Source organism: Paenibacillus sp. LX16 (assembly GCF_036252815.1).
Lineage (GTDB): Bacteria > Bacillota > Bacilli > Paenibacillales > Paenibacillaceae > Paenibacillus > Paenibacillus polymyxa_B.
The window spans coordinates 597520-609839 of sequence record NZ_CP141152.1; the positions used below are offsets into that span (position 1 = coordinate 597520).

Genomic DNA, 12320 nt, shown 5'->3' on the forward strand with positions numbered 1-12320 from the left:
AATAAATAAATAAGGAGTTAGCCAGAGGATCGTGGCAGGTAAAAGAAAAAGCAGCCCTCACAGAGGATACTCTGTGAGGGCTGCTTGATACCACGTCATTCAGTCCAAGCCAATTCCTTTGAACGCATTCGTGACTAATTGTCGCACATAGGAATCGTCTAATGGATAACCGGTTACCAGCAATCGATAAAAAACCGGCCCATAAATGAGATCAATACATAATTCAATATCGAGATTTTCCTTCAATTCTCCGCGCTCTATTCCGCGCTCAATAAGAAGCCTGGCCTCAAGTCGCCGAGGGTGGAAATATCGGGTCCGGTATGCCTCTGACAATCCTGAATCAAGTTGCCCTTCGCCTATTAACTCCGTAATGATTTTACCCTCTCGGCTTATTAAGAACCGCACTAAATTCGTGGCATGAATGAGAATGTCATCTAATACACAACCCGTGTCGGGCACGGGCAATCTTGCTATGGTGGCTGACAGGAAACCATCCATTACTACTGCAGCTTTGTTAGGCCACCATTTATAAATGGTGGCTTTGCTAACTTTCGCTCGCTCAGCGATTTTTTCTACCGTAACCGCCCCAAAGCCTTGCTCCAACAGTAGATCATAGGAAGCGTTAAGGATAGATTTTTGCGTCTCGACATTACGTGGACGTCCTCTTTTGCTCTGCACTGGAATGCTCACCTTCTTAACAGATATAAGTACGCGAAAAATAAACTATACGTTCAGTATATCAAATATCATGTGAAATAAAAAAGTTGATTTTGCCTATTTACAAAACGAAACGTTCAGTATATCATTTGATTATCGAATTAATGAACTATACGTTTAGTATTTAAATTAATGAGGAGGATTATCATGCAAAGAGAACAACAAGCTTTAAAAAGTAACCGTATCTCAAATTGGATGATGTTTTTGTTGGCAGCCGCATGCGGCCTTATTGTTGCCAACCTGTACTATGCTCAAACCCTTGTAGGACCTATTCACGTTGCTATGGGTCTTTCTTCTACAGCAGCGGGCTTCATTGTCACCTTAACTCAAATCGGTTATGTGGTGGGATTGCTATTTATCGTACCGCTCAGCGACATTATTGAAAATCGACGGCTTATGGTCATATCGCTAATCATCACAGTCTGTGCATTGGTTGTTGCCGCTTTTGCTACCAATGCCCCGTTGTTCCTGACTTCATCCTTGTTCATTGGAATTGGATCTGTGGTAGCCCAAATACTGGTACCGTACGCTACCTATTTAGCATCCGAAGAGCAGCGCGGCCGCGTTGTTGGGAATGTCATGAGCGGACTCTTGCTAGGCATTATGTTCGCACGGCCAGTAGCAAGCTTTATCACCAGTATTTGGGGATGGCAAGCCGTATTTATTTTGTCAGCCATTGTCTTGACGCTGTTGACGATTCTGCTCTCACGAGCTCTTCCAGAGCGCAAGCCTGTGCCTACGGTATCTTACAGTAAATTAATTTTCTCGCTAGGCACTCTTTTAAAACAAACGCCTGCACTGCGCCGCCGTGCCCTGTATCAAGCCTGCCTATTTGGTGCCTTCAGCCTATTTTGGACTGTTGTTCCTCTACGTTTGGCGGATGATTTCGGAATGTCTCAACAAGGGATTGCATTGTTTGCTTTAGTAGGCGTAGGCGGCGCAGTAGCTGCTCCGATTGCCGGGAGATTGGCTGATAAAGGCTGGAGCAAAGGTTTAACCGGGTTAGCTATGATCATTGCAGCCTTGTCTTTTTTGCTCATCTATCTTTTTCAAAGTCATTCGACGGTTGCGCTCGTACTTCTCTTTATTTCAGCGATTACACTGGATATGGCTGTATCGGGAAATCTTGTACTTGGACAGCGTGTGATTTACTCCTTGGGAAGTGAGGCGAGAGGGCGTTTGAACGGATTATTCATGTCTATTTTTTTCATAGGCGGAGCGATTGGATCATCATTAGGGGGTTGGTCGTATGCGTTAGGTGGTTGGAATTTCAGTGCTCTGATTGGAGTCGTCCTGCCTGTGCTGGCTTTGCTGTACTTTTTCACTGAGAAAGAAACGAGTGGAGACGTGCGAAAGAAACAAACCACCTAATAGAGGTCAGCTTTAAGCTATGCCGTACGCAAAAACATAATGATTAAAATGGCAGTTCCCAAGAGAAAACAAAGGGGTGAGTAGAGCACAGTGTCCCACTTTGCAAAAACGGTTCCTTTTTTTCTCTTGAAAAACCCTACCCATTTGAAATCTCCTATAGAACGTAAAATAAATAAACATGACAACAAGCCTGCACCGTAGGAATAAAAGGAACTGAAAAACAGGAATTGTGTAACTCCACCTAGTTCTAGGACGAACCAAGCGGCTAAAGCTAGTAGAATAGCTACAATTGATGTCCCTATTTTGGAGGGCTCAAAGAGCATAGCCGTTCCCGTGCTTGGGATCGCTGCCTTAGCGCCTTTTTGTCCGCCAAATACCCAATATAGATGCATACCGCTCAGTACAAATAGAATTCCGCCAACTGCCCATGTAAGTAATTCCAAAATATTTCATCCTCCTTAATTCGAAATCCATTCTGTCCAAATCATGTGAATATGCTGCTGGATGGCCTCGTCACTTAACGTCTCTTGCTTGTGACGCTCATACCAGCCTAAGTAGTAATGGTACAACATCCATGATCTCTGAAAGGCTTTCTCTGGCTGCATTCCCTTCTGTATTAAAAGCTCTTTCATAAACTCCATTCTCATCTGTTCGACTTCATTGAGCAGGGAATGGTAACTATCATCCTTCAATGACAGCTTGCGCAGATAAAACAGAAAATCTCCCCGTTTCGTCTTCCCGAACATCTGGGTTAACAACTCTCTGATCCGCTCATCTGCAGCAGCATGGATGATGGACGCGGCAATAACCTGTTGTGTCGTCTGTTCCTTCCATGTCTCCACAATCTGTCTAATGTAGCTGCTGCGATTGTTAAAATACCAATAAAAACTGCTCTTACTGCACCCTAAAGAAACGGCCATTTTTTCAACTACGAGTTGATCAATTCCACCCTGTTCAAAACGTTCGATTCCTTTCTGAATCCATTGTTCTTCTGTGACAATAATTTTAGGCATGCATAGGAGGCATCAACTTGCATAAACGCCCACTTGAAATACCCGCGAATTTGCTCTATAATGCTGTAGCATATAGTGATATTCAAGGCGTTGACCAAAGACATGATTTCCTTGAAGGGCCGTTCAGAGAGAAAAGACGAGGCTGAGAGCTTTTCCGGCAACCGCATGTGAAGTTACCCCTTTGTAGCCGTGACGTTGAACATGTAGCTGTGCAATCTGGCAGTAACATCAGTAAGCGCCCACCGCTTTATCCCCGTTAACGGATACCAATGGAGGGTCACGCATGTCGTGCATGAGCATGTTCCGATGAACATAAATGTACGCACAGGAGCGGGCCGAACTAGGGTGGAACCACGAGCTGAACGCACTCGTCCCTTGAGGGAGAGAGGCGTTTTTTTGCGTTCAATTTTGATATAGCACACAATTTGAAATGGAGGCTTTAATCGTGAGTATTCAAGTGAAATTGCCGGATGGAGCCGTACGCGAGTACGAGCAGGGCGTATCGATCGCCGACGTGGCGGGTTCAATCAGCTCCGGGCTGAAAAAGAACGCAGTAGCAGGTAAAGTGAACGGGAAGGCTGTAGATCTGAACACTGTTTTGGATAAGAACGTTGACCTTGAAATCATTACGCTGGACGGTGCAGATGGTCTGGAAATTTATCGCCACAGTACAGCGCATTTGCTCGCTCAGGCGCTCAAACGCATTTACGGTGAGAAAAACGTGAAGCTGGGTATCGGTCCGGTCATCGACAGCGGCTTCTACTATGACATTGATATTGAAAACCCATTGTCCGTTGACGACTTGGCCAAGATCGAGAAGGAAATGACGAAGATCGCACAGGAAAATCTGCCGATTACACGTCGTGTGGTCAGCCGTGAGGAAGCCACTCGTATTTTTGGTGAATTGGAAGATCCATTGAAGCTGGAACTGATTCGTGATTTGCCGGAAGAAGCGGAAATTACGATCTATGATCAAGGCGAATTTTTTGACCTGTGTCGTGGCCCGCATTTGCCATCTACTGGCCGCATCAAAGCTTTTAAACTGTTGAGTGTAGCGGGCGCATACTGGAGAGGCGATTCCAACAACAAGATGCTGCAACGTATCTACGGAACAGCATTCCCGAAAAAAGCACAACTGGATGAGCACCTGCATTTGCTGGAAGAAGCGAAAAAACGCGACCATCGCAAGCTGGGTAAAGAGCTGGAACTGTTCATGTTCTCCGAAGAAGCACCCGGCATGCCGTTCTACCTGCCTAAAGGTATGGTTGTCCGCACTGCATTGGAAGATTACTCCCGTGACATTCAACGTCTGCATGGCTATGAGGAAGTACGTACGCCGCTGATGATGAACAACCGTCTGTGGGAACAATCGGGACACTATGAGCATTACAAGGAAAACATGTACTTCTCCGAAGTGGATGAAACTACATTTGCTCTGAAACCGATGAACTGCCCAGGTCATATGCTTGTATTTAAAAATGAGCTTCATTCTTATCGCGATCTGCCAATTCGTATAGCCGAATTTGGACAAGTGCATCGCCATGAGCTGTCCGGTGCGTTGAACGGTATGATGCGTGTTCGTACATTCTGTCAGGATGATGCACATATTTTTGTCACACCAGGTCAGATTGAACAAGAGATTACAGACGTGATTAAGCTGATTAACGAAATGTATAGTGTGTTTGGCTTTGACTTCACAGTGGAATTGTCCACACGTCCAGATGACTTTATGGGCGAGCCAGCGCTGTGGGATCAAGCGGAACAAGCTCTGCAAAACGTGCTGGATCACCTGGGCATCAACTACCGTATTAATGCGGGAGATGGAGCATTTTATGGCCCGAAAATTGACTTCCACATTCTCGATGCGCTCAAACGCAGCTGGCAGTGCGGAACGATCCAATTGGACTTCCAAATGCCTGAAAAATTCGACCTCACTTATGTGGGCGAGGACAACCAGAAGCACCGTCCAGTCGTTATTCACCGTGCCATCTATGGTTCGATTGACCGCTTCATGGGCATCCTGACTGAGCATTTTACAGGTGCATTCCCATTGTGGTTGGCTCCTGTTCATGCAAAGCTGTTGCCAGTATCCGAGAACTATATTGAGACTGCCAATGAGATACAGGATGCGTTGCTGAAAGCAGGTCTGCGTGTCGAAGTGGATACTCGCAATGAGAAGCTTGGTTATAAAATCCGCGAGGCGCAATTGGAGAAGGTTCCATATATGTTCGTTATCGGGGAAAATGAAAAAACAACCGGTACTGTAGCGGTTCGTAAACGCGGCGAAGGCGATCTGGGATCACTCAGCATTGCGGATATCGTTGAGAAAATCAGCACAGAGATTCGTGAGAAAAAATAATATTTGATCGAAAAAATGTGTAAAAGAGCCATCAAAACCATGATGAACGTGGTTTTGATGGCTCTTTATTTATACCCAATACATAAGAATCCAGCTTGAGATTGAACCAACGTTTTTGCAGCCTCGACTGAATTCTTAAGTTATCTTGTACACAAAAACTTAGCAGGTTTGTGGCCGTGAAGTGGCGTGATCTGCAGGGAGGGAGAGTGTCTTCAAGGACGACTCTTCGGATGGTTTCGCCGGGGATTCTTCCGCATCCTGTTCCTCGCTAAGCGATAAAATTTCGCCGCGCAACTTCAGCATTTTCTGATCCAGCTCGTAAGTTGCACGTGCAGCTTCGGTCAATCCATTAACGACATGTTCAGGCACTTTCTTATCGAACTTATAGTACAAAATATGCTCCATACTGGCCCAGAAATCCATAGCCAATGTGCGCAATTGAATTTCAACCTTGATCCAGCGTGTGCCCTCAAACAGGATCAGCGGAATTTCCACAATGACATGCAGGCTCTGATAGCCGTTGGGCTTAGGATGGGCTATATAGTCCTTGACCTCCAGAATACGAATGTCTTCCCGTGTGTGAAGATGATCCATCAGACGATAAATATCTTTCACAAAAGCGCATACCACGCGCATTCCAGCGATATCATGAATTTCACGCAATATATTGTCCAAGGTCACTTCATGCCCTTTGCGCCGAACCTTTTCCACGATGCTGTGGGGCTCTTTGATCCGGGTTTTAATATGCTCAATCGGGCTAAAACCGTCTAACAGCTTCCATTCCGTCTGGATCAGCTTAATTTTATTCTTTAATTCCTCCAGAGCCAGCTGATAAAGGACGGGAATCTTTCTCCACTCCTCTAGTTGCTTGGCGTCAACACTGTTTTGATCCAGCTGTAGCTGAAATTCCTGCAAGGGTAATGGGACAGCATTCAGGTGCTTCCAATCCGGTTCATTCACAGAGCATTCTCCTAAATGAGGCTTATGATGTCCTCGATCTTTTTCGTAAAAATGCATTATCGTATACATTGTACACTATGTCAAAACCTACAGGCAAAGGAGAGACGATCAAAGAAAAAAAGAAATACGACAAGAATTATAGTGGTAAAACCGAGTAATCCGATGTATAATTACAAAAATGCTGATTTGGAGCATTTAATTCTTTAAAAAAATCACAAATGTAGAGTATCCATCATTAGATTAAAAATATAAATTACCGAAAAGAGGAAAAGAAAAATGGCAAAAGTAGAAAGTTTTCAATTAGATCACACGATTGTAAAGGCTCCTTATGTAAGAGCAGCTGGAGTAGAGCATGACGAAAAAGGAAGCACAGTACAAAAGTATGACTTGAGATTTTTGCAACCCAATGAAGATGCACTTCCTACAGCTGCCGTACATACGCTGGAGCATTTATTAGCAACGTATCTGAGAGATGAAATCAAAGGAATTATTGATATCTCTCCTATGGGATGCAGAACGGGGTTCTACTTGATTTTATGGAATGAACATGAGCCTGAGGAAATTGCACTCGCTTTGGAAAAAACCTTGAAAAGAATTCTGGAAACGACAGAGGTTCCGGCTGTTACTGCTTTGGAATGCGGGAACTACAAGGACCACTCTCTTTTTTCCGCGCAGGAATATGTGAAGATTGTATTGGAAGCTGGTATTAGCCGCGATCCTTTCGAAAGAGTACTTTAAAATCTATGATTTCGATTGACCTATCTCATCAGACAGCGGTAGTGACAGGCGGCAAGTCAGGCATAGGCAAGGGAATTGTAGAGCTTTTCATTCAAAGCGGAGCTAAAGTGATTTCTGCTGATATTTCTTATGAAGAGCCGTATAGAGTGGTCAATCCACAGTTGGTTGAAACTCAATTGGACATATCCAAACCGGATGATATCGAAAGATGGTGCGATCTACTAATCAGCGAAGCGGGAGTTCCTGATATATTGGTGAACTGCGCGGGTACTTCTACGATGGATTATGTCATTGATAGTGAGTTAGCTGATTGGGAGAAAGTATTTTCGATCAATTCAACCGGATTATATGTAACGTCCAAACGTTTTGCCAAAGAAATGGTGGCAGCTCGTAAATCAGGACGAATTATTCAAATTGCTTCGCAGGCTGGAAAAAATGGATATCGGGCCATGGGCGGATACTGTGCTTCCAAACATGCGGTTCTTGGCTTGACCAAGGTGATGGCTATTGAGCTTGCCCGGCAAAATATTTTGGTAAATGCGGTCTGCCCCGGCATTGTAGAAACGCCGATGAAGCATCGTGAACGGATTGAAGGGGGCGTCATTCGCGGAATGACTGCTCAAGAAATATACGAAGAAGATTGTTCGCAGGTACCTTTGGGGAGAACGGCCGAGGTGGAGGATGTTGCCAATGTGGTGCTGTTTCTGGCAAGTCCGCTCTCTGCATATATGACAGGACAAGCGATTAATGTTACAGGTGGAATGACGATGCACTAGCATACTAGCATGATCTGGGGGAAAACAACATGAGAAAATCGTTCGTTTTACTATTAGGGATTAGTTTATTATTAGTTGCCGCAGGATGCGGTAATAAAAGTTCAGACAGCAATGGCTCCAGCGCCGCTTCCGGTTCGGAAACGCAAAAAGTAGTCATCGGCTCCATGGGCTCTGACGCCCAGATATGGAAGCATATTGCCCAGTCCCAGGCCGCCAAGGATGCCAAGCTGGACATTGAAGTGAAAGAAATTAACGGCGGAATCGAAACGAACAATGCAACCAAAGAAGGCGAAGTAGACGTGAATGCATTCCAATCGTGGGCGTACCTGGTTAGCTATAACAAAGAGAGCAAAGCCGATTTGAAGGCTATAGCCACAACCTATCTGGAGCCTATGGGGATTTATTCGCAAAAATTCAAAAGCATCGATGAAGTGACTGACGGGGCTCTGGTAGCTTTGGCAGATAACCCGGCGAATACGGCAAGAGGTTTAAAGTTATTGGAAGCATCCGGTTTGATTAAGCTTAAGGCTGACTTTAATGATGCCTTGGGTACAGTCAATGATATTACTAGCAATCCTAAAAACCTGAAATTTGAACTCATTGATGATAAAACAGGACCACGAGTGATTCAAGATGTTGGCTTGGTGCTGATTGGGAATACGATTGCTTTAGAAGGGGGCCTGAATGTACTGAAAGATTCCTTGTTCCATGAGGAAATCAGTCAGGCAACCAAAAATAATATTAACGTCCTGGTTACTTCATCTGATAAGGCGAATGACAAAGGGCTGCAAAAGTTAGCGGATCTCTATCATAACGAGGATACTCAAAAATACATTAAAGATGAATTTGGCGGCACCAAAGTAGAGGTTAAAGAGCCGGTTTCTTATTTGGAAGGACAAACTACAAAATAAACAAAAGAGGTCAGCCAGTTTTTCTGGTTGACCTCTTTTGTTCGTAAGAGGCCTCGTACCGGTAGCCGGGTAGAACGTCATCTCTGCCCTTAGAGTCCACACCGAATAGGTGACAAACGTTGAGTTGATGTCTCCCAGCTTCCAAATGAGTCAGCGATTGTATTTTTAGTAATCGGCTTGAGTTTGAGTATGGGTTTCGGTTCGATAATGTTTGGGGGAGAGTCCCTTTACCTTTTTAAAAATTTTCGAGAAGAGTAAAGGGTCGTTATAGCCGACTGAACGGGAAATATCACCGATCGAAAGTTCGGCGTTTCCCATCATTTCACATGCTTTGTTGATCCTATAGCGAACCAAATAATCCTGAATGCTTGTGTTCACTTGTTGTTTGAATAACGAACATAAATAGCTTCGATTGAGTCCGATAAAATTTGCAATGTGCTCAATAGTAATTTTCAGAGCATAATTCATTTCGATAAAATCCTTCACTTTTTCCACGTAAATTTCCGCCCGGCTTTCCTTTTGTTCGGAAGGTGTTACCGGACCGAGCTCTATAAGCTCCGATAACATTAAGCAAAGCAGACCGGTCAGTCTGGTTTCCCGAGCTTTATGGCATGCACTTGATTCATTCATTCGCTGCAAATACTGATAAATCAAATGGTCTCCTTCAAAGTCGAGAATTGGACGCGACATCGTTAGGCCTGCTTGCTTGAGGAGTGTTTCTGCCAGTGCCCCGTTAAAACCAAACCAGCAATAAGACCAAGGATTCACTACATCGGCTTGATAATAAGTAATGACCTGGGGGCAGATTAGAAACCACTGTCCTTTCCGCAAGCGATAACTGAACCCACCGACCTCGAAGGTACCTTCTCCGTCCAAAATATAATGGAGCAGATAGTGATCTCTTATCGCAGGTCCAAAAAAGTGACTCGGTATGCATTCCTCTATGCCAAACTGAGTTAGATACAATTCAGAATGCTGTTTACTACGCGGCAAATATTCTATCACGCTAAATCTCCTTATGTAAATTATCAAGCATTATAACATAAATAGTGAGCACCATGCCATGTACTTCATATCTAAAATTAATATATCATTTCTATAGAACCTATTCCGATTATTATAACGAGATTATCAAGCTTTACACCATGTGAACTTAGTTGATGGCTGTTACAAAATGCTTCTTCTGAGTGTCTTTTTGGTGTGGAACTCCGATGATTATTATCTATGAGAGGGGTTATTTTCCCAATGGGTATCATTGTTCAAGAGCAAACAGGGCTGTTTCATTTGCAGTCGTCGGGCATGAGTTATATTATTCAGATTGTGGATGGATTTCCTGTGCATGTATACTGGGGAGACAGGTTGAAGCACCGCGAACCCATGGCTGACCTATTGCTTCACACTCCCGCGACGGCTGGATTGGATCGGCTACCGCAAGAATATCCGCAGTATGGGAGCGGGGACTTCCGTAACCCGGCATATCAAGTAGAGCTTGAGGATGGAACTCGTATCACGGAGTTAAAGTATATTGGCTACCGGATCACTAAGGGAAAGCCATCATTAACCGGGCTTCCGGCCGTATATACCGAAAACGAAGACGAAGCGGATACGCTGGAACTGGAGTTACAAGATGATTTTTCAGGCCTTAAAGTTGTTCTTCTTTATACCGTCTTCACGGATCGAAATGTAATCGCTCGTTCGGCTCGTTTGAGTAATGCGGGAGCCAAGAACCTTCGGCTTCTCCGTGCTCTAAGTGCCAGTGTCGATTTTTCAGGTAAAAGCGATTTAGAGTTCATGTATCTTTCGGGAGCATGGGCTCGGGAGGGGAATATTACCCGCAAACCGATTCTTCAAGGTGAAACCCGAATTGATAGTAAAAGGGGCATGAGCAGCCATCAACTCAACCCTTTTGCTGCATTGGTCACTCGGGGAACAACGGAATGCTATGGTGAGGTATTCGGCTTTAGCCTCGTCTACAGTGGGGGCTTTGAGGCGGGAGCAGAAATAGATTCATTCGGCTCTACACGGTTTAGCATCGGCGTGAACTCCTTTGATTTTTCGTGGTTACTGAGCCCAGGTGAGAGCTTCCAAACGCCAGAAGCCGTTATGGTTTACTCTGGTCAAGGGCTGGGAGAAATGTCGCGTACATATCATCGCTTGTATCGGACTCGTCTTTGCCGAGGGAAATATCGGGATGAAGAACGCCCTATTCTGGTCAATAACTGGGAAGCTACCTATTTTGACTTCAATGCAGATAAGTTGGTATCGATAGCGAAGGAGGGGGCAGAGCTAGGCATCGAGCTTTTTGTCTTAGATGACGGTTGGTTCGGAAAACGGGATTCCGACAATTCGTCTCTCGGCGATTGGTACGAGGATCGTCGGAAGCTGCCAGACGGACTCGCGGATGTCGCGAACCGTATCAATCGGCTGGGCCTTAAGTTCGGGCTCTGGTTTGAGCCAGAGATGATCTCTCCAGACAGCGAGTTGTACCGGGAGCATCCAGATTGGTGCCTTCACGTTCCAGGACGGCGACGCAGTGAAGCCAGATGGCAGTTGGTGCTGGACTATACTCGCAAGGAAGTACGCGATTACATCTACGATTCGCTGGCTGCCATTTTCTCCAGCGCCCCAGTTTCTTACGTGAAATGGGATATGAATCGCTGCCTGACGGAAATCGGTTCCGCAGCTCTGCCGCCGGAGCGCCAATCTGAGACTGCCCATCGCTATGTTCTTGGATTGTATGAGCTGCTGGAGCGCGTCACCACCGAATTTCCGCATATTCTTTTCGAGAGCTGTTCAAGTGGTGGAGGACGCTTTGATCCAGGCATGCTTCACTACATGCCTCAAGTCTGGACTAGTGATAATACCGATGCGGTAGAACGCCTGAAGATTCAATATGGAACTAGCCTTGTCTATCCTGTAAGTGCAACGGGAGCGCATGTGTCGGCAGTTCCGAACCATCAAGTTGGACGCATAACACCCCTTGATTTTCGAGGTGATGTGGCCATGTCAGGAAATTTTGGATATGAGCTTGATCTCACGAAATTCACCTATGAGGAAAAAGAGACGGTCAAACGCCAAATCGCAGTATACAAGCAGATACGTGGCTTAGTACAGAAAGGTGACTTGTATCGCTTAAAGAACCCGTTTGAAGATAACGAATCGGCTTGGATGTTTGTTTCTGAAGACCAAGAGGATGCCATCGTCTACTATTTCCAAGTGATGGCTGTCCCGAACGCGCCTTGGCGAGCCCTGCGTCTTGACGGACTAAATCCAGAGCTCGAATATGAAGTTAAGTCAGGAAATAGCGGGCAAAAGTCTATCCATGGGGGGGATCGGCTTATGAAGTTGGGCCTCCCTCTTCTCTACAGACAAAAAGACTATGAAAGTGGATGGTTCAGGCTTCGGGCATTAAGGTCCAACAAGGCTTAAGGCTTAAAGGATCAGTACAACAGTACAATTGGCAAAAGATAAAAAA

Annotated in this window: 11 protein-coding genes; 6 read left to right on the plus strand and 5 right to left on the minus strand. The window is 45.1% G+C overall.

Annotation, left to right across the window (positions count from 1 at the left end):
* Nucleotides 1-99: 99 nt before the first annotated feature.
* Nucleotides 100-678, minus strand: coding sequence for a TetR/AcrR family transcriptional regulator (locus T3H97_RS02690; protein ID WP_103046863.1), 579 nt, complete (start codon nucleotides 676-678; stop codon nucleotides 100-102).
* Nucleotides 679-864: 186 nt separating this feature from the next.
* Here T3H97_RS02690 and T3H97_RS02695 point away from each other — a divergent pair, with 186 nt between their 5' ends.
* The gene (locus T3H97_RS02695; RefSeq protein ID WP_328801611.1) at nucleotides 865-2088 is read left to right on the plus strand and encodes an MFS transporter; all 1224 of its coding nucleotides are present in this window, start codon (nucleotides 865-867) and stop codon (nucleotides 2086-2088) included.
* A gap of 17 nt (nucleotides 2089-2105) precedes the next feature.
* Here the strand turns inward: T3H97_RS02695 and T3H97_RS02700 are convergent, their stop codons facing one another.
* Nucleotides 2106-2531: a DUF3995 domain-containing protein gene (locus tag T3H97_RS02700; protein WP_223822003.1), complete on the minus strand. Its 426-nt coding sequence runs from the start codon at nucleotides 2529-2531 to the stop codon at nucleotides 2106-2108.
* A gap of 15 nt (nucleotides 2532-2546) precedes the next feature.
* Nucleotides 2547-3101 (minus strand): TetR/AcrR family transcriptional regulator, encoded by a 555-nt coding sequence (locus tag T3H97_RS02705; protein WP_190298533.1) that lies wholly within the window; start codon nucleotides 3099-3101, stop codon nucleotides 2547-2549.
* Between the two features lie 445 nt (nucleotides 3102-3546).
* Between T3H97_RS02705 and thrS the strand changes: the two genes are divergently transcribed.
* Nucleotides 3547-5460 (plus strand): threonine--tRNA ligase, encoded by a 1914-nt coding sequence (gene thrS / locus T3H97_RS02710; RefSeq protein WP_328801612.1) that lies wholly within the window; start codon nucleotides 3547-3549, stop codon nucleotides 5458-5460.
* A 159-nt stretch (nucleotides 5461-5619) separates the two neighbouring features.
* Here the strand turns inward: thrS and T3H97_RS02715 are convergent, their stop codons facing one another.
* Complete coding sequence (locus tag T3H97_RS02715; protein ID WP_103046868.1) at nucleotides 5620-6420, minus strand: GTP pyrophosphokinase; 801 nt, start codon at nucleotides 6418-6420, stop codon at nucleotides 5620-5622.
* 276 nt (nucleotides 6421-6696) lie between these two features.
* Between T3H97_RS02715 and T3H97_RS02720 the strand changes: the two genes are divergently transcribed.
* The 3 genes from T3H97_RS02720 to T3H97_RS02730 are packed head-to-tail and all read left to right on the plus strand — an operon-like array spanning nucleotide 6697 to nucleotide 8845.
* On the plus strand, nucleotides 6697-7158 hold the full coding sequence (locus T3H97_RS02720) for an S-ribosylhomocysteine lyase (RefSeq protein WP_029515967.1): 462 nt from the start codon (nucleotides 6697-6699) through the stop codon (nucleotides 7156-7158).
* A gap of 5 nt (nucleotides 7159-7163) precedes the next feature.
* Nucleotides 7164-7934, plus strand: coding sequence for an SDR family NAD(P)-dependent oxidoreductase (locus tag T3H97_RS02725; RefSeq protein ID WP_025719772.1), 771 nt, complete (start codon nucleotides 7164-7166; stop codon nucleotides 7932-7934).
* Between the two features lie 29 nt (nucleotides 7935-7963).
* Entirely contained in the window at nucleotides 7964-8845 is an 882-nt protein-coding gene (locus tag T3H97_RS02730; RefSeq protein WP_250273227.1) for a MetQ/NlpA family ABC transporter substrate-binding protein, read from the plus strand.
* Between the two features lie 165 nt (nucleotides 8846-9010).
* On the opposite strand, the gene T3H97_RS02735 is transcribed toward T3H97_RS02730, so the two are convergent.
* Complete coding sequence (locus T3H97_RS02735; RefSeq protein WP_328801613.1) at nucleotides 9011-9850, minus strand: AraC family transcriptional regulator; 840 nt, start codon at nucleotides 9848-9850, stop codon at nucleotides 9011-9013.
* A 240-nt stretch (nucleotides 9851-10090) separates the two neighbouring features.
* Between T3H97_RS02735 and T3H97_RS02740 the strand changes: the two genes are divergently transcribed.
* Entirely contained in the window at nucleotides 10091-12274 is a 2184-nt protein-coding gene (locus T3H97_RS02740) for an alpha-galactosidase (protein ID WP_328801614.1), read from the plus strand.
* Nucleotides 12275-12320 lie beyond the last annotated feature (46 nt).